This window comes from Pontibacter mucosus, assembly GCF_003054055.1.
Lineage (GTDB): Bacteria > Bacteroidota > Bacteroidia > Cytophagales > Hymenobacteraceae > Pontibacter > Pontibacter mucosus.
Map to the genome: position 1 here is coordinate 277,140 of NZ_QBKI01000001.1, position 18,633 is coordinate 295,772.

General features: G+C 52.8%; 15 protein-coding genes. 4 read left to right on the top strand and 11 right to left on the bottom strand.

Features of this window, described 5'->3' with window-relative positions:
• Positions 1 to 43: 43 nt before the first annotated feature.
• The 8 genes from C8N40_RS01255 to C8N40_RS01290 all read right to left on the bottom strand — a co-directional run bounded on the left by C8N40_RS01255 (position 44) and on the right by C8N40_RS01290 (position 8,957).
• Positions 44 to 931: a class I SAM-dependent methyltransferase gene (locus tag C8N40_RS01255; RefSeq protein ID WP_108209995.1), complete on the bottom strand. Its 888-nt coding sequence runs from the start codon at positions 929 to 931 to the stop codon at positions 44 to 46.
• Positions 932 to 2,794, bottom strand: a complete 1,863-nt coding sequence (mnmG, locus tag C8N40_RS01260; protein ID WP_108209996.1) for a tRNA uridine-5-carboxymethylaminomethyl(34) synthesis enzyme MnmG — start codon at positions 2,792 to 2,794, stop codon at positions 932 to 934. It abuts the gene before it with no gap.
• 64 nt (positions 2,795 to 2,858) lie between these two features.
• Positions 2,859 to 3,287, bottom strand: a complete 429-nt coding sequence (gene ybeY, locus C8N40_RS01265) for an rRNA maturation RNase YbeY (RefSeq protein WP_108209997.1) — start codon at positions 3,285 to 3,287, stop codon at positions 2,859 to 2,861.
• Positions 3,271 to 3,696 carry an ATP-binding protein gene (locus C8N40_RS01270; protein WP_108209998.1) on the bottom strand — a complete coding sequence of 142 codons (426 nt, stop codon included), beginning with the start codon at positions 3,694 to 3,696 and terminating at the stop codon, positions 3,271 to 3,273. Before C8N40_RS01270 ends, ybeY begins: the two co-directional genes overlap by 17 nt.
• A gap of 30 nt (positions 3,697 to 3,726) precedes the next feature.
• On the bottom strand, positions 3,727 to 7,041 hold the full coding sequence (locus C8N40_RS01275; protein WP_108209999.1) for a DUF4175 family protein: 3,315 nt from the start codon (positions 7,039 to 7,041) through the stop codon (positions 3,727 to 3,729).
• Between the two features lie 143 nt (positions 7,042 to 7,184).
• Entirely contained in the window at positions 7,185 to 7,946 is a 762-nt protein-coding gene (locus C8N40_RS01280) for an exodeoxyribonuclease III (RefSeq protein WP_108210000.1), read from the bottom strand.
• A gap of 186 nt (positions 7,947 to 8,132) precedes the next feature.
• The gene (locus tag C8N40_RS01285) at positions 8,133 to 8,498 is read right to left on the bottom strand and encodes a hypothetical protein (protein ID WP_108210001.1); all 366 of its coding nucleotides are present in this window, start codon (positions 8,496 to 8,498) and stop codon (positions 8,133 to 8,135) included.
• A gap of 105 nt (positions 8,499 to 8,603) precedes the next feature.
• Positions 8,604 to 8,957 carry a carboxymuconolactone decarboxylase family protein gene (locus C8N40_RS01290; protein WP_108210002.1) on the bottom strand — a complete coding sequence of 118 codons (354 nt, stop codon included), beginning with the start codon at positions 8,955 to 8,957 and terminating at the stop codon, positions 8,604 to 8,606.
• Between the two features lie 96 nt (positions 8,958 to 9,053).
• Here C8N40_RS01290 and C8N40_RS01295 point away from each other — a divergent pair, with 96 nt between their 5' ends.
• Complete coding sequence (locus C8N40_RS01295) at positions 9,054 to 9,740, top strand: ComF family protein (protein ID WP_245904938.1); 687 nt, start codon at positions 9,054 to 9,056, stop codon at positions 9,738 to 9,740.
• Between the two features lie 120 nt (positions 9,741 to 9,860).
• Complete coding sequence (locus tag C8N40_RS01300) at positions 9,861 to 11,381, top strand: malate:quinone oxidoreductase (RefSeq protein WP_108210003.1); 1,521 nt, start codon at positions 9,861 to 9,863, stop codon at positions 11,379 to 11,381.
• A gap of 199 nt (positions 11,382 to 11,580) precedes the next feature.
• Here C8N40_RS01300 and C8N40_RS01305 read toward each other — a convergent pair whose 3' ends face one another.
• From C8N40_RS01305 to C8N40_RS01315, 3 genes are all read right to left on the bottom strand, one after another.
• Positions 11,581 to 12,057, bottom strand: coding sequence for a DUF4265 domain-containing protein (locus tag C8N40_RS01305; RefSeq protein ID WP_108210004.1), 477 nt, complete (start codon positions 12,055 to 12,057; stop codon positions 11,581 to 11,583).
• 80 nt (positions 12,058 to 12,137) lie between these two features.
• Positions 12,138 to 13,364: a gliding motility lipoprotein GldJ gene (gene gldJ, locus C8N40_RS01310; RefSeq protein WP_092100880.1), complete on the bottom strand. Its 1,227-nt coding sequence runs from the start codon at positions 13,362 to 13,364 to the stop codon at positions 12,138 to 12,140.
• A gap of 63 nt (positions 13,365 to 13,427) precedes the next feature.
• Complete coding sequence (locus tag C8N40_RS01315) at positions 13,428 to 14,447, bottom strand: PorP/SprF family type IX secretion system membrane protein (protein WP_108210005.1); 1,020 nt, start codon at positions 14,445 to 14,447, stop codon at positions 13,428 to 13,430.
• A gap of 143 nt (positions 14,448 to 14,590) precedes the next feature.
• Here C8N40_RS01315 and C8N40_RS01320 point away from each other — a divergent pair, with 143 nt between their 5' ends.
• A complete protein-coding gene (locus tag C8N40_RS01320; protein ID WP_108210006.1) occupies positions 14,591 to 17,599 on the top strand; it encodes an AsmA family protein in 3,009 nt (1,002 codons plus the stop codon).
• Positions 17,600 to 17,774: 175 nt separating this feature from the next.
• Positions 17,775 to 18,572, top strand: a complete 798-nt coding sequence (locus C8N40_RS01325) for a DUF4382 domain-containing protein (RefSeq protein ID WP_245904939.1) — start codon at positions 17,775 to 17,777, stop codon at positions 18,570 to 18,572.
• Positions 18,573 to 18,633 lie beyond the last annotated feature (61 nt).

An 18,633-nucleotide genomic window follows, 5' to 3' on the forward strand; every position in this document is an offset into this window, starting at 1 on the left:
ACTTCCGCTTGCCTATCTTATCTTTCACGCAAATTTGGCGCTATTATTTTCTTTTTGCTACAAAAATCAAACTCGAGTAATCGTTGCCGTTCTTCTCGGCGTAGCTGTTGGATCGGTAGCCGTTCATTACACTACTGAGCATGCTTGTTTTGCCCTGCTTGTGCTTCTCGCTTAGCATACTGACGTAGTAGGCATCAAACTTCATGGGCAGCACCTCCTCCAACTGCATTTTATGTTTTTTCAGAAAGCGCTTCATCGTTGGCTGCGTGAAATGGTACAGGTGGCGTGGCACGTCGTAGGCAGCCCAGTTTTCCTTGTACTCCTGTGCGTCGTGCGAGTCAGCGTTGGGCACGGCTATCACCATGGTACCATCCTCCTGCAGGTGGTCCAGCAATTGCTCCATCGTTTCGTTTAAGGTATGGATATGCTCCAGCACATGCCAAAGCGTTATTACCTCGAACTTTTCGCCTTCTATATCTTCCAGGTTGGCAGCTACTATCTCCCCTGTTTCTTCGGCTGCTTTCTGGCGTGCTTTGGCGTTTGGCTCAATGCCTCTTATCTCCCAGCCATCTTTTTTACAGGCCGCCAGGAATACGCCGGTGCCGCATCCATAGTCCAGGATACTTCCTTTCACGGGTGCATACCTGTTGATAAGTTCTACTTTCTGCTTGGTGGTAATGGACCGCACTACATGGTAGGCCCTGTTGATAATTCCACTTTTCGTATCTGAATGCGAGACGTATTCATCTGATTCATAGTACTGGCCAATGCTCGCGGCATCTGGTCTTGGATTGGTGAATTTGAACGAGCAGTTCTCGCATTCCACAATCACAAAACTCTCTTTTGACACGGAGTTGTCTTTAACGACTAAAAAGTTCTTAAAGGCTTCTTTGCCACAGATGGGGCATTGTTCCAGTCTTTCGTAGCTCATTTATTTTCCGAGGTATACCATTAACACCGATATGTCTGCCGGTGACACACCACTGATTCTGGAGGCCTGGCCTATTGTTTCAGGCTGTACCTTCAGCAGCTTTTCCTTTGCCTCTTTCGACAAGGCAGGTATGTCGCGGTAATTGATTTTACCTTTGATATTGTAGTTCTCAAGCTCGCTTACCTTAGCGGCCATCGCATGCTCCTTCTCAATATAGGTTTCATACTTTACCTGAATGCCTGCCTGCTCCACGCTTTCTTTCCCGTACTTGCTCAAGAATTCCGCTACTGCCGGCACTGCTTTGGCGATATGTTCTATCTCTACATTCGGCCGCTTGATGAGCTGCCCTGCACGCTGCTTTTCTGCTATCGGAGCAGACCCTAATTCCTCTAAAAGTCTGTTGATATCTCCTGGCTCAACTGGCTTGCTGTTCAAGTAGGAGATGATTTCTGCTGTTTCCGCTATCTTCTTATCCACAGCTTTCAGGCGATTTTCATCGGCCAGCCCCAGCTCATAACCCATCCTGGTCAGGCGGATATCGGCGTTGTCCTGACGCAGTAGAATGCGGTGTTCTGCACGCGAGGTGAACATGCGGTAAGGTTCGTCGGTCCCTTTGTTTACCAGGTCATCAATCAATACGCCGATGTACGCTTCCGAACGTTTCAAGATAAACGGTTCTTTGTCGTTTATCTTGTTGTGCGCATTTATGGCTGCCATCAATCCCTGGCAGGCGGCTTCTTCGTATCCGGTAGTTCCGTTTATCTGGCCGGCAAAGTATAAGTTCTGTACCTGCTTTGTCTCCAGCGTCAGGTTAAGCTGCGTCGGCGGGAAGAAGTCATACTCTATCGCATAACCCGGGCGAAACATCTTGGCATTCTCAAATCCTTCGATTTTGCGCAGTGCCTCGTACTGTACGTTTTCTGGCAAAGAGCTGGAGAATCCGTTCACGTATACTTCCACGGTATTCCATCCTTCCGGTTCTACGAAAATCTGGTGGCGATCGCGCTCCGAGAAGCGGTTAATTTTATCTTCTATACTTGGGCAGTAGCGTGGCCCTAATCCCTGGATACGTCCCTGGAACATCGGCGATTTTTCAAAGCCTGTTTTCAGGATCTCATGTACCTCCGGGTTGGTATAGGTGATGTAGCAGCTGCGCTGTTGTTTCAGTGGCTCGGTGTCGGTGTAGGAGAATTTGCTTGGGTTCTCGTCACCAAACTGCTCCTCCATGCGGCTGTAGTCCAGCGAGCGTCCATCCACCCGTGGAGGGGTTCCTGTCTTCATGCGGCCTGCCTCAAAGCCCAGTTCTTTCAGCTGCTCGGTTATGCCTTTTGCTGATTTTTCTGCGGCGCGGCCACCACCCAATTGCTTCTCTCCGATGTGGATAATGCCATTCAAAAACGTGCCGTTCGTTAAGATAACGGCCTTTCCGCGGATAGTTATCCCCAGGCTGGTGCGAACGCCCACAGCCCTGCCCTGCTCTACTTCGATGCCCGTTACCATCTCCTGCCAGAAGTCCACGTTCTCCGTTTGCTCCAAGCTCAGGCGCCAGGCTTCGGCAAACCGCATGCGGTCGCTTTGCGCGCGCGGGCTCCACATGGCTGGCCCTTTCGATTTGTTGAGCATGCGGAACTGTATCATGGTTTGGTCTGTGATGATACCGCTCATGCCACCTAAGGCGTCCACCTCACGAACAATCTGGCCTTTTGCCACGCCACCCATCGCCGGGTTACACGACATCTGCGCGATGGTATTCATGTTCATGGTGGCCAGCAAAACCTTCGAGCCCATCTTTGCCGCCGCCGCCGCGGCTTCACAGCCTGCGTGCCCAGCACCAACAACTATAATATCGTATTCTGGAAACATGTATTCTGAATTTTGAGATGTTTCACGTGAAACATCAGCAGCGGATAGGTAATTCCTTTTAAGACTAAAATTTGCGCAAAGATAAGGAAGAATCTTCTTCTTTACGCATAAGGGCCTCCTGCTCTTGGGTCTTATCTCTGAAGCCAAGCAGGTGAAGCACGCCGTGAATCAAAACACGGTGCAGTTCATCCTCAAACGGAAGGCCTAAGTCTTTGGCATTATCGCGGACACGGTCTATGCTAATAAAGACATCACCTTCAATAATGCCTTCCTCGTCGGCATTGTTGAAGGTGATAACATCAGTGAGTGTGTCGTGGTCGAGGTACTCAACGTTAATCTCGTGCAGGTAATCGTCGGAGCAGAAAATATAGGTAAGGCCGCCCAACTCCTGGCCATGGTGCAGTATGACGTCTGAAATCCACTCCGATACCTGAGCCGGGTTGCTCAGTTCAAAATCAATGTCCTCGCTAAAGAACTCAATTGGGTGATCCATTCTCCAGGTTAGGGATGTTAAAAATCAACTGTACTCTTTTACCCTCATCGAGGAAGTTAACCTCATCGCAAAGGTTACGCATCAGAAAGATGCCCCTGCCGCCGGGGTTCTCCAGGTTTTCAGGCGCGGTAGGGTCTGGCAGGTTTTCGTAGTCGAAGCCAGGGCCCTCATCGGCCACCTCAAAGAGCAGCTTGTTTTCCTCTACCTGAAGTGTCAGGTAGACGTTCTTGTCCTTGTCAAATTTGTTGCCGTGGCGAATGGCGTTGTTTACAGATTCCGTAACAGCAACCATGATGTTGCCATAGATGTCGTCTTCAAACTCAAATTCGTCTTTAGAGTTATCAATGAAGCTCTCAATAACTCTAATGTTTTCAATTAGGGAAGGAATCTGAATTTTAACCTGATTCATATTAATCGCTAAGTGTAAATAAGTGCTTTATTACTTGCTTATGTTGTTGAAGTACTCGTTTACCTTCTGCTTATAGTATGGTGTAAGCGCAGGAGGTATGGTTTTGAGCAGTTCGGTTTGCTTCTCTTTTGCTTTTATATACTTTTCAAACGAAGGGGGGACTTTGCGTGCAATATCCTGTGCGGTCTTTGCCTCCCGTTTATTGTCCAATTCCCGTTCCCTTGCGGATTTCTCTGCTTCCAGTAAACGTGTCAGGATTTCGCGCTGCCGCTGAATGGTCTGCTCGGTCAAACGTTTATTAACGAGATCAGTTTCGGATTGTTCCATCATCTTGCTAATATTTCCGAGATTGCCATTCTGCCCTTTTTCGCCCGGTTTGGCACCCTGCTTCTCCAATTCTTTCAAGGCATTACGAAGAGCCTCCTGCTCCGCAGCCAATTTAGCTAATTCTTCAGAAAGAGCCTTGCCCGACTTGCCTCCTTTTTTCAAATCGTCTATTTTTTTGTTCAATTGCTGCTGCAATTCTCCCAAATTTCCGGGCATGGGCTTGTTGCCCTTCTGTTTGCCGGCCATACCGCCCTGCATTTGCTGCATCGCCTGCTGCATTTGCTTCAGGGCATCGTTGAGCATCAGGGCCAGGTTGTTCATGCTGGTCATAGCAAGCTGCTGCTGTGCGGTGGCCCTGCCCACGTTGCGGTCGCGGAGCTGCTGCATGCTGTTATCCATGCTTTGGTTCATGGCAGCCACCTCGCGCGTCACAAACGACTCTATCTGAAATACCTTTTTTGCCAGGGCGAACAGGCTGTCTTCTATCACCTGGGCATTGTCGCGCAGGCTGAGCTGGCGCTGGGATAGCTCCACAAACCGCGGGTCGCTCTGGTGCACGCTGCGGAACTGCTTCATCAGGTCCTCCTGGTCAAAGGAGAGCGTGATGAGGTTCTCCAGGATGTCGCGCAGGTTGTCCAGGTTCTGCTGCATACCTGCCATGCCCATGCTGCTCTTCATTTCCTCCATCTGCTTGGCCATCTGCTGCATCTTCTGCCCTGCCTTTTGCTGCGACTCACTGGCTTTCTTATTTTGGTTCTTCTGCAGCTGCTCCTGGCTCTGCTGCATGTCCTGCTCTATACTTTGCTGGTCCTGCTGTTGTTGCTCCTCATTCAGCTGGTTGGGGTTGCTCAGCTTTTCGTTCAGGTCATTCAGTTCATCCAACTGCTGCTTCACATCCTCAAACTCCTGCTGCAGCTGCTTTTGCTGCTCCTGCAGCTGTTCATTGCTCTCCTGTTTCTGCTCCGTTTTCTGGGCCAGTTCCTGCTCCTTCTCCCCCATCTCCTGCAGCTTGCTGGCCACGTTCTCCAGCTTTTGCTCAAACTGCAGCTGCTTAAACAGCTCCAGCGCCCGCTCCAGCTCGCGCTCCAGGTTCTTCTCCCGGTTATCGAGTTTGCTCAGTAGTTGGCGCAGCTCGGCATCGTTTGGCTGCTGCTCCTGCAGGAGTTTCTCCAGTTCTTCGTAAAGCTTCTTCGTTTCCGGGTCGAGAAGGTCGTTCATGAGCTTCTGCAGCTCCTGCGCTTTTTCGGCCAGCTGCTGGCTCGGTTCGTTGAGCATGTTCTGCTTCTTGTTCAGCTCCTCAAAAAGCTCCTTCATCGAGTTGATGTCCTGCTCCAACTGGCGCTTCTTGGCAGCCAGATCCTCGAGCTGCTTGCGGTCCTGCCAGTTCATGTCGCGGCGGGTTTTCATTTTCTCCTCAGATCGCGATATTTCCTGCTCCAGCTGGGTGGCGCGTTCCAAAGTCTTGCTCATCTGACTGGCCACCGACTGCGAGTTGCTGTCCAGCTCTTTCTGCAGCTCGCGCTTATCCGGCACCTTGAACTCAAAGCTGCGGGTGCGGGCGCTCTTGGGGCCGCGAATGCCGTCGTTGTCCCACACCTGCACAAAGTACTCCAGCCTGTCGCCGGGCTGCAGGTTCAGGGCAGCGGTGTTCCATTGGTAGTAATACGTTTGGCTGAGCTGCTGCTTGCTCAGGGGCAGGTTTATACTTTTATACTTTGCCTGCGGATTTTGGTCGTTGCTGATGCGGTAGAGGAGCGATAGCCGGGTTAGGCCGTAGTCATCCGATACATCACCGCCAAGCACCATGTACGAGAACAGAGCCGTGTCCTGAAACTGCTCCAGGCTGATCTGCGGGTTGCGGTCCGGGATGGCGGTGATTTGGTAGCTGATCTGCTCTTTGTTGGCGCTATGCTCGTTGCGCAGGCTTATACTATAGTTCTGGCTCTGCTTGATGTCTTTGCTGGCGGTAAAGCTGTTGCCGTCCTTCTGCGCGGTTATACTTTCGGTTGGCTCCTCGAAGGCCAGTTTTATACTATCTGTTTCGGAGGTAGCGAAGTTCCAGGTAATGGTGCTGCCCTCGGGCACGGAGGCGTTACCAGTGTTCTGCACCTCTTCCGGCTTACGGTTAAGGTATTTGGGGAACTGCACCAGCATCCGGAAATCCTTCAGGTTGGGGCGGGAGAGCAGGTTTAACGTATAGCTGTCGGAGAAGAAGCCTGAGCCTTCGAGCTGGAAATTCACGGGGCGCTGCAGCTGCTTGAACGTATAGGTATAGCCTCCGCCCCTGGCGTTTGGCGTCAGTCGCTGCCGCCGGCCGTTATAGTTAATGTATACTTCGCTGGGCACTGACTTTCCCTCCACCGCCACATCCAGCGTAAAGTCCTCGCCCCGGTAGGTTTGCAGCGCCTGGTTCTGCACCACAAAATCAAAAGGGGCCTGGGGCGTGTAGTGTGTTTTATAGTTGATGATGCGCTCGGTGCCCTGCACAAAAATGGTAGGGTACACCAGCAGAATGAGCAGCGCAACAAGGGTGGGCAGGGCAATGTACTTGAGCAGCGGCTTGTTCTCGCGGTACGATACGGCCTCCTTGAACTTGAAGGAGAGCAGTTGCTGGCTCCGCTGGGCTATACTGGCACGGATAAGTTCGTTGCTGCGGTCCTGCTGCTGCAGCTGTATGGCGTTAAGCAGCTTGTCGCGTATCTCCGGGAAGTGCATTCCCACCTGCTGTGCCGCCTGCTCGTCGGAAAGAATGCGCCGTAACCGCACCAGCGCCGAGGCCGGCAGGGCAATCCAGCGCACAAACACATAGATAACCGCCGCCACAAACGAAAACAGCAAGAAAGCCCGCACATACTCCGGGAAATAGAACATGTACTCCAGCAGGCTGTAGACGATATAAACAGAAAGCAGGAGCCCAGCCGCGAAAATCCCGCCCCGCAACAGCATGTTGAGGTAGAATTTCTGCTTGAACTCCTGCAATTGATGCAGCAACTGATCGAGTGCATCGGTATGTTTCATGTCTCTCTGTTACTAAACTAAGGCATGGCGGCTATAGTTGTAAGTTAAGCAAATCCCTCTAACGCATTATACTTCAGGTAGTAAAAAAGTATAAATACCTGAAAGTATAACTGTGTTCGGGTGCATTTTAGTATACTCCTGCCCTACTCCAGCTCCAGCAACACCGGGCAATGGTCTGAGTGCCTGGCCTCGGTAAGTATGGCGGAGCGCTTCAGGCGGTCGCGCAGGTTTTCGGTGGCCATGTTATAATCAATACGCCAGCCCAGATTTTTGTTGCGTGCCCCGGCGCGGTAACTCCACCAGGTATAGTTGTGCGGCTCCTGGTTAAAGTGGCGGAACGTGTCGATAAAGCCGCTGTCCACCAATTTACCCATCCATTCGCGCTCCTCCGGCAAAAAGCCCGAGCTGTTCGCATTCGACTTCGGGTTGTGGATGTCGATGGGTTTGTGGCAGATGTTGTAGTCGCCGCTCACCACCAGCCCCGGCAATGTTTGTTTCAGGTCGCCGATGTAGCCGTGGAAGTCGTCCATCCACTGGAACTTGAACTTCTGCCGCTCCTCGCCGCTGGAGCCCGAAGGCATGTATACGCTCATCACGGAAACATCGCCGTAATCGGCGCGCAAAACGCGGCCCTCAAAGTCATAACATTCTATGCCACAGCCCACTTCCACGTGCTGCGGTTTCTCTTTGGAAAGGATGGCTACGCCGCTGTAGCCTTTCTTTACCGCCGGGTGCAGGTACACATGGTAGCCCATGTCCTCAAAGCGGGTTCTGTCGAATTTCGTTTCATCAGCCTTTATCTCCTGCAGGCACAGCACGTCGGGGTTGGCGGCCTGAAGCCAGGTGTCAAAGCCTTTGGTAAGGGCGGCACGGATGCCGTTTACGTTATAGGTAATAATTTTCATGGGTGAATTGTGTGGCGTAGCACGTACTTCGTATCAAGTATCACGACTTTTCCTCTTACCAGAGTCGTTAGTAAGGAGTAAGAGTGATGAAACAAGTATGAACCGAAGGATTTTATACTTCTTCATGGGCTTATACTTTAAGTTTATACTTTGCCGAAGGTCGGGCTACCTGATACGATCGTGGCGTTACGGATTAGGTTTACGGATATCGTCGGCACGGTTAAAGTACTCGATCACGTGCCATTTAAGCATCTGCTCCTGCTCTTTCAGGTTGGCAAAGGGAATGGGTTTGGCAGCCTTAAAGTGCGGCCAGCCCTCTTCGTCGCGGCCGGTAAACTCGTAGTAGCCCGATTCGGCGAAGACGCGGCAGGTGGCGATATGCATCAAATCCTGCTTCTCCTCCTTGGTAAACTCCCGTACGCCCATGCCCAGTTCCTGAATTCCGATCAGGAAAAGGATGGCATTCAGGTCCGGTTTTTTACCGAAGCGCTTCATCAGGTCGGCCCGCAGCTGTGTCCAGTTATGGTCTAAGTTTTCGCTGTCGTATATCATTCGATTAGCTTAAATGTAAAAATGGCTGTATGGTTAAACCCATCAAAGTATAAACGAGCAAGTTAAGATCCAGCTAAATAACCATGCAGCCATTTAATTAACAGTTTACTCGGCAGAGCCGCGCTCCTTCAGCTCTTCCCAATACTCCACGGCGCGGCGGAAGTGCGGGATCACGATGGAGCCGCCCACCAGGTTGGCGATGGAGAACACCTCCATGATTTCGTCGTCGGTCAGGCCCTCCTCGTAGCACTTGCCTACGTGGTACTTGATGCAGTCGTCGCAGCGCAGCACCATCGAGGCCACCAGCCCCAGCATCTCCTTTGTTTTTACGTCCAAAGCGCCGGCCGCGTAGGTGTTGGTGTCGAGGTTAAAAAAACGCTTGATTACTTTATTGTCGTAAGACATGATGCGCTCGTTCATGCGCGTACGGTAGTCGTTGAATTCTTCTACTAAGCTCATTGTTAGGTTATTCTTATGAAGGATGACTGTGTAAGGAGTCCAAGTATAAAGTTACGGCAAAATCATCAGAATACCTTAAACCATACTTGCCAACCCATGTTCGAAGACCTGCTGAGTCTGCTGTTCCCGGAAACCTGCTATGCCTGCAGCGGCAGCCTGGCGCGCGGCGAAAAGTATATCTGCACCAACTGCAGCGTAAAGTTGCCTTACACCGATTTTCATGTGCACGGTGCCACTGAGCTCAATCTGTTGCAGCGCAGGTTCTGGGGCAAGGTGCCGGTGCGCTTTGCCTTTTCCTATCTATACTTCAGGCCGAAGGGCCGGGTGCAGCGGCTGTTGCACCAGCTAAAGTATAAAGGCGCCAAGGAACTGGGCGAGCACCTGGGGCAGCGCTACGGCTCCCTCCTCTCCGATTTCCAGTACAACAGCCATTTTGATGTGATAGTGCCAGTGCCGCTGCACAAGTATAAGTTGCGCCGAAGGGGGTACAACCAGGCGGAGTGGTTCGCCAAAGGCCTTTCCAAGAGTATGCGCCTGCCCTACCACGGCAAGGTTATACTGCGCACTACCCACACTGGCACCCAAACCCGCAAAAGCCGCCTCGACCGCTGGCACAACGTGGAGCAGGTGTTTGAGGTAGACCGGCCGGAGCAGGTGCAAGGCCGGCATGTGCTGCTGGTGGATGATGTGCTGACGACCGGCGCTACTCTGGAGGCCTGTGCCCGCGCCCTTTTGGCGGCAGGCGCCACAGAGGTAAGTATAGCCACCATTGCCGCGGCATAGCTATACTTTGCAGCAACAAAGGCGGACCGGATGCCGTTGGTTTTTCGCCCTGTGCGGTTATTTTTTCGTAGTCAGAGAAGCTGCTTCAGAGGCAGTTTTTAAGAAAACGGATGAATGACTATGGTGATGAACAACAACACTGCTGAAAATAATGGTACAGATGTGGTACTGATTGGGGCAGGCATTATGAGTGCCACCTTGGGCATGATGCTGAAAGAGCTGAACCCGGACCTGAAAATTGAAGTGCTGGAACGGCTGGACGGGGCCGCCGCCGAGAGCTCCGATGCCTGGAACAATGCCGGAACGGGCCACTCCGCTTTCTGCGAGCTCAACTACACGCCCGAAAAACCCGACGGCTCCATCGACATTTCCAAGGCGGTGCGCATTGCCGAGTCGTTCGAGATCTCCAAGCAGTTCTGGGCCTATCTCATCAAGAACAACATCATCGAGCTGCCCAATTCCTTTATCCGGAATATCCCGCACATCAGCTTTGTGTGGGGCAACGACAACGTGGATTTCCTGCGCAAGCGCTACGAGGCTATGGTACAGTGCCACTTGTTCGATGAGATGGTGTATACGGAGGACCGCGAGCAACTGAAGGAGTGGATTCCGTTGGTGATGGAGGGCCGGGATACCTCGGAGCCCGTGGCCGCCACCCGCATGGACCTGGGCACAGACGTGAACTTTGGCGCTTTGACGCGCAGCATGTTCGACTATTTACAGAAGAAATGCGGCGTGGAGACGCACTTCGGCCATGAGGTGCGGAAGTTAAAACAGATGGGGGACGGCCGCTGGCGCATCACCGTGAAGGATCTGCAGACGGGTGAGAAACGCAAAATGTATACCCGCTATGTATTTATCGGAGCCGGAGGCGGCGCCTTGCCACTGCTGGAAAAATCGAAAATACCCGAGGGAAAGGGCTACGGAGGTTTCCCGGTGAGTGGGCAGTGGTTGCGCTGCATCAACCGCTCGGTCATTGAAAAACACGAAGCCAAAGTCTACGGAAAGGCAGCCGTGGGCTCGCCGCCCATGTCGGTGCCGCACCTGGATACGCGGTACATCAACGGGAAGCGCGAGCTGCTGTTCGGGCCATATGCGGGTTTCTCCACCAAATTCCTGAAGCGTGGCTCGTTCATGGACCTTCCCAAATCAATTAAGCCTACCAACCTGCGGCCCATGATTTCGGCTGGTTTGCAGAACATGTCCCTCACCAAATACCTTATAGACCAGGTACGCCAATCGCCGCTGGACCGGATTGAGGCGCTGAAGGATTTTTACCCGGATGCCCGCCCGGAGGACTGGAAACTGGAGGTGGCCGGGCAGCGGGTGCAGATCATCAAAAAGGATGCTGACAAGGGCGGAGTGCTGGAGTTCGGCACAGAGGTGGTAAGCGGTGCTAACTGTACCATGGCGGCGCTTTTGGGGGCTTCTCCGGGGGCCTCTACGGCTGTTTCCATTATGCTGAGCCTGTTAGAGCGCTGCTTCATGCACCGTATTAACACCGAGGAGTGGCAGGTAAAGCTAAAGGAGATGATCCCATCGTATGGCCAGTCACTTGCCGGGAACCCTGCCCTGCTGGACCAGGTGCGTTCTTATACCAGCGAGGTATTAGGGCTGGTGCCTGCTACAGCGAAGCGATAGAGCCTATAATAAAGTATACCCCATAGCAGGAGATGAAGTATAAGCATCCACCGCTATGGGGTATGAAGTATGGCTTGCAGCTGACTACAAAAGTATAAGGACAGTGTCAGGCAGAAGTATAAAAGACAGAGATCCATTAGCCAAACGGATTTATACTTGGAGAGCCGTTTGTCTTTTGTCTAAAAATCCTTTGTCCTTCTCAGCTGCTTGTCTGCTCCCGGTGCACATCCGATAAGGAAGGCTCCGCATACTCTATTTCCTCTGCCGCTTCCAGATCATCCAGCAGTTCCTTTACGACAGCGTAGTTAATGTTGAGCGGCACTTCCAGCACAAAGAAATCCTCGTTCACCTCCACCGACACGCAGCCCAGCTCGGCAAACTTCCGGCGGATGTCCAGCAGGGGTGTTTCCTCATTCTGGCGGATAACCTGTATGGTGGAGTTGCCCGATGGCTGCACCGTTTCCTTATACAGCAATCCCTCCTCCATCGCGTTGTAGGTGGCCCGCACCACATCCTCCGTGGCAATTAGCGGCACATAGTACGGGATGCTGTCAATCCGGTAGAGATCTTGTGCCTCGTCCACCTTTTGTGCCCATAGGGTTTCTGTCATCTCGCGCTCAAAAACATCGCTGTAGAAACGGAAGATGATCTTATAGCCTTGCTCCTTCTCGTTCATCTGAAGTATAAAGTATAAAAAAGTAAAAGCCCGAACCTTAGCCCGGGCTTTTACTTTTACTATGTGTAACTGATATTGTTCTATCTGTTTGAACCAGCGTTGATCATGGCGCAACGGAAGCCGATGGTAGCTGTAGAAGAATCCTGAGCCATGAAGCGGCGTGTGCCAGGAGACAACCAGTAAGCTACGTCTTTCCAGGAACCGCCCTTGTAAACGCGAACCTCATCGCTCACCAGTGAGTGGTATCCTTCGCTAGAGTCATAGTTGGTAGACTCATCCAGGAAGCCGTCACGACGGAACGGGTTCAGGTCTTCCACATCCTGGAAAGAAAGCGGACGGTATACGTCCTGCACCCACTCGTTTACGTTACCAGCCATGTTGTACAGGCCGAAGTCGTTTGGCGGATAAGCGTAGATGTAGTCAGTGATCATGGCGCCGTCGTTCAGGGAGCCTGCAATACCGGCATAGTCACCACGGCCGCGCTTGAAGTTAGCCATGAATTTACCCATCTGCTTGCCATACGGGTTACGTACCTGGTGGCCGTCCCATGGGTAAATACGGCGGTTATTCTGGTTTTCGTCTTCTGTGTACTGGGTACCGATCATAGCCTGCGCTGCATACTCCCACTCAGCCTCTGTGGGCAGGCGGTAGTTCGGCAGCACGTAGCCAGATTCGATAGATGGCTTCTCGCCTTCAGTAGTCTCGCCACCTCTGTTACGACCAAACAGACCTCTTCTGCCACCGCCAGTTGCCTGCTGTGCCAGAATCTGGTTTACCTTATTGGTACGCCAGATAGCGAAGTCGTTTGCCTGCAGCCAGCTTACACCCACCACCGGGAAGAAGCGGAAGCCTGGGTAGCGCAGGTAATACGTTACATACGGGTCGTTGAAGGAAAGCTGCTGAGACCAAACAGTCGTGTCCGGCAGGGCAGCCTGGTATACTTCCGGCAGCGAGTCACGCTTCAGGTCGTGCAGGTACTCCAGCCAGTGTATGTTGGCCACTTCGGTTTCATCCATATAGAAAGAAGCCACAGTCACGGTACGCTCCACGTTGTCGCGCGTCATGGCGATGTCCTCCTCCATTGAGCCAAGTACGGTACGTCCACCCTCAATAAAGACCAATCCTGGGCCTTGCGGGAACTCGGCGTAATCAGCCACGTCGAAAGCATTCTCGTCTTCGCCGTACTCAGCGCCAGTGGCAGAACTGTAAGCGCCAGGGTTTGTGCTGGTTGGCTGGCCGCCCTTACCACAGGCAGTGAGCAGCATACCTCCTACAACCGCAGCCGATAAATACTTGATTAACTTCATAAAATAGTACCTAATTTAGATAAGGTTCTTGTAACGTAAATTAATGTGCAATTATAAATAATATTAGAATGCCGGACAAACAATGCCTCTGTTAATTTTGCGGTTTAAACGGCTCCTAAACAAATTGTTAAAATCAGCCCCTTCAAAAACCAGCGAAACCTCGTTTGTGCCGCCCATTTCCCTGCTAATTCCCTTCAGCCCCACATCGTGGCTGAAGCCTGCCCTTAGCTGCTTTAGCTGCAGGCCCGCCATAAGGGACAAGGATTGGTCCTGGTTAGTTCCACCTACGGCAGGTACTCCTTTGTATATTATCCCTAACGTCAGGGGTGTGTATTTAGTATAGAGCCCTAAATCTAATCTTTTAGAACTTTGCTGATGTATAAATGTGGCTGCCGGCGTAAAGCTCAGCTCAAATAACTGGCCGCGCTCTTCATACGATCTGGCGTAAAATTTATACCCGGCAACCGCCGTAAAGCGCAGGGGCAGTTTTGTCGACTGGCTCAGCTCATACGTGGGCTGGTTAAGGTGGGCGGCGGTAAGTCCTACCCAGGCCTGGGCAGCGTATAGCAGACCCCCTACGGTAAAATCTGCATAGGTATTGGGATTAAATTCAAGCACTTCCGCCGATCTCACGGCTACCATGCCGTTGTCCGACAACTGGTCGCCGAAGACCAGGTTGTCATAGTCGAGGTTGAGGCGGTTTATACTTGCCTGCAGCCCCGCCGAAAGGGCCCAATTGTCGCTCAGGTTGGTGTGGTAGGCATAGCCTAGCCCGGCCTGTAGTTTTTTGAGCCCCCCTACCCCGGCGCGGTCCTGCTGGAGTATCAAGCTAATTGCACTTTTCGAATCGGGTATACGGAAGGCAGCAGCCAGGGAGTTGGTAATAAAGGAGCCGTTGAGCGTAGGCCACTGCTTGCGGTGCGACACCCCGACGCTCCAGCTGTGGTCGAGGCCGGCAAAGGCCGGGTTGAGGAACAGGCGGTTGGCGTACTGCTGCGTGTGCTGCACATCCTGGGCCGCGGAAGTATACATCCACAGGCAGGCCATGCTTAGCAGCAATATCTTTTTTAAACCAGCACCCATGCCTTACAATTTTCGCCCAATGCGGCAGTTAAGTTATTCATTAGGTTACCTGTGCCCCAACCAAAGTATAAAGTAGCACGATTTTAGCTATAATTGCTATAGTTTAGCTTTTACATTCCGTACATACTCCAAAACTACTACTCATGAAAAAAATTGCCATTGGCTTTGGTATCTTTCTGGTCCTGTTGCTGATAGCGGCGGCGCTGGTGCCAGTGTTGTTTAAAGATAAAATCAAACTCGCCCTCGACCAGCAGATAGCAGAGAACATAAACGCGCAGGTGATCTATAAAACTGACGACGTGAGCCTCTCGCTCTTCCGCGATTTCCCCAACCTGTCGCTGGGCGTGGAGAACCTCTCTGTGGTAGGCGTGGACTCCTTTGCCACCGATACCCTGGCCCGTGTCCCCTCCTTCCGGTTGGGCATGAACCTGCTGAGCGTTTTCGGGGACGAGCTGAAAGTGAACTCTATCACGCTGGATGAGCCGGTGATTCGCTTGCTGGTGCTCAAGAGCGGCAAGGCCAACTGGGACATCATGAAGGAGGACACCACCGTGACCGAACCTACCGATACCACCGCCTCCGACTTTAACATGGCCATCAAGGGCTGGAAAGTGAACAATGGCACCATCTACTACGACGACCTGAGCATTCCGTTTGGCTTTGCGGCCTACAACGTGCAGCACAGCGGCAGCGGCGACTTCGAGAAAGACGTCTTCGACATGGACTCCAAAACCACGGCCGACCGCTTCGTCATGACCTATGATGGCGTGAACTACCTGGAAAACGCGCGCCTGGACGCTGACGTGACCATGGCCATGGATCTGAACCAGTCGCTGTATACTTTCAAAGACAATAACATCCGCATCAACGAGTTTCCGTTTAAGTTTGCCGGCTCTATCCTGATGCCCGATGAGGCGATTGACTTCGACCTGACCTTCAGCGCCACCGAAACCGACTTCCGTAACGTGCTGTCGGTGGTGCCGGGCATGTACAGCGAGGAGTTCGAAAACATCAAGACAGAGGGTAAGCTGAGCTTTGACGGCTACTTCAAGGGCCGCATGATCGATACCCTGATGCCGGGCTATGGCGTGGACCTGAAAGTAATGGAAGGTTTTTTCAAGTATCCGGACCTGCCGGAGGCTGCCCGCAACATCAACGTGGATATGAGCGTGGCCAGCAAGGACGGCACCCCGCAGAACACCAACATCAACATCCGCCAGTTCCACATGGATTTGGGCAAGAACCCGATTGACGCCAAGGTAGTGATCAACGGCCTGGAGACAATGCAGGTGGATGGCAACGTGAAGGCAAACGTGGACCTGGCCGAGCTGACCAAAGTATACCCGGTGGAGGGAATGACCCTGCGCGGCCTGCTGAAAGTAGACGCCGACGCCAAGGGCACCTACTCCAAAACCAGCATGCCGGTGATAGACGCCGACCTGAACCTGACCAACGGCTACATCAAGTCCAAAGACTTCCCGGCGCCCATCCAGAACCTGAACATGGTGACCAACGTGCGCAACACCACCGGCAACACCGACGACACCCGCATCAACATCGAGCGCTTTAACATGACCCTGGACGGCGAGCCGCTGGAAGGTCGCATGCTGATCACGGGGATCGACAAGCCCGCTTTCGACGGCCGCATCAAAGGCATCCTGGACCTGGAGAAGCTGACGAAGATCTTCCCGCAGGAAGGCATGACCGTGGCCGGCCGCATCAATGCGGACGTGACAGCCAAGGGCAAGCTCAGCGACATCGAGGCCGAGAAGTATAACAACGTGGTGGCAAACGGCACCATGGCCATCAGTAACCTGAACTTTGTGAGCACCGACCTGCCGCAGGGCTTTAAAATCGCGAAGGCCAATGCTACCTTCAACAACGAGCGCGTGAACCTGCAGAACATGAGCGGGCACCTGGGCAAGAGCGACTTCCAGGCAAACGGTTCGGTATCCAACTACATTGGCTATGCGCTGGCCGACGACCAGCCGCTGCGCGGCAGCTTCAACCTGACCTCTAACGTGTTCGACGTGAACGAGTGGATGGTGGATGAGACCTCGGGGCAGCCGGTGGAAGAAGCAGAGGAAGGCGTGGTGGAAGTGCCTGCCAACCTTGACCTGGCCCTGAACATTGATGCCAAGCAGGTGCTCTACTCTAACCTGAAACTGAGTAACGTGAATGGCCAGGTGCAGGTAAAGGACCAGGTGGCCAGGCTAAACAAAGTTACTTTCAACACCCTGGGCGGCACTTTTGCGGCTAGCGGTAGCTATAATACCAAGAGCCTGCAGAAACCGCTCTTCGATATGAAGCTCGACATCCAGGATTTGGGATTCAAGGAGGCTTTCAACGCATTTAACACCGTGCAGGTCTTTGCCCCTATCGCCAAGCTGCTGGAGGGTAAGTTTAACACCAGCTTTGCCTTTGCCGGGGAGCTGGGCCAGGACATGGTGCCGGTTTTCCAGACGCTGGATGGCAAAGGCGTGATCAACGTGCTGCACGCCGCCGTGCGCGACGTGCCGATAGTGGACAAAATCAGCAGCCTGACCCACTTTGAGGAATTGCGCAGCTTTGTAATTGAGAACAAGAAGATAGATGCCCAGATTATTGATGGCAAACTCGTGGTGAAACCGTTCCACCTGAAGATCGGCGATATCGACATGTCGGTGGGAGGCAGCACGGCCGCAACCGGTAACATGGATTTCACCACGGCCCTGAACGTGCCAACCGGCAAAGTAGGCCAGCAACTTGGCTCCAGACTTACCAATTTACTAGGCGCGAACCAGAACCTGGTGAACACCGAGCGCGTGACCCTCAACCTGAGTGTGGGCGGCACCTTCAGCGACCCGAAAGTAGCGCTGGCGGGAGGCTCTGTAAAAGAGAAGGCCGCCGACATTGTAGAGAACGTGGTGCAGGAGAAACTGAATATCGTGAAACAGGAAGCCGATGCCCGCAAGCAGCAGCTGCAGGACAGCGTAAACGCGGAGGTAGACCGCCGCAAGCAAGAGCTGGAGCGCAAGGCCCAGGAAGAGCTGGCGAAGAAACGGCAGGAGGCTGAGCAGCAGATTAAAAAGCAGGCTACCGACAAGGTGGGCGGCTTCCTGAAAGGGCTCACCAAACCGGCGCAGCAGGACACCACCAAGAACCAGCAGTAAGTTGTAAAGTATAAGCGCTGGGGAATCAGCGAAATAGCATAATTCCGGCAAGAGTAGCTGCTCCTGCCGGAATTTATTTTTTTAGCGCTATATATAGGAGTGCAACTTTTCCCCGTTATAGAATGTAAAAGGGGCTTTCCCCAAAGCATAGTGTTATTAACCAATGCAATTTTACATGATGAAAAAGAAATTTTTTCTCCCTCTGATGCTGAGCGGCCTGGTATGGTTTAGCTCATGCGACAGCAACGACGACAACGGCACGGGCACCGCCCGCATGGAAGTGCGCATGACCGACGCACCCGGCGATTACGAGGAGGTGAACGTGGAGATCAAATCGGTGCAGATTCACAGGGAGGATGGAGACACGGAAAGCGGCTGGATTACGCTGGACGAGATTCACCCGGGCATTTACAACCTGCTGGACTTCGCCAATGGCCGCGATACCTTGCTGGCTAGTGCCGAGCTGCCGGTGGGGCACATTTCCCAAATCAGGCTTGTGCTTGGCGACAACAACTCCGTGAAATTGAAAAACGGAGACGAAATAGCCTTGAAAACCCCGAGTGGACAGACATCTGGCGTAAAGCTGAAAATCGATGCCCACCTGGAGGATGACGTGACCTACATGGTGCTGCTCGACTTCGACGCAGCCAGGTCGGTGGTGCCGAAAGGCAACGGTGGCTATAACCTGAAACCGGTAATCCGCACCATCACGCAGGCCATTGCCGGCGGCATAAAAGGAAAGGTGACACCGGCAGAGTATAAACCGGGCATCTACGTTATCTCCGCTGCCAACGATACTATTGGCGGTTTTGCCAACGAGAGCGGCGACTTCCTGATCAAAGGTGTTCCGGCCGGAACTTACCGGGTGGAGTTCATCACGCAGTACGGCCAGCACAACAAAACGATCGAAAACGTGAGCGTATCGCAGAACCAGATCAAAGACCTGGGGGTGGTAATGCTGCCGCAGGAGTAATCTTTGGATAAAGGACTGTCTGACAAAAGACTGTTAGACAAAAGACAAAAAAGGAGCCTCT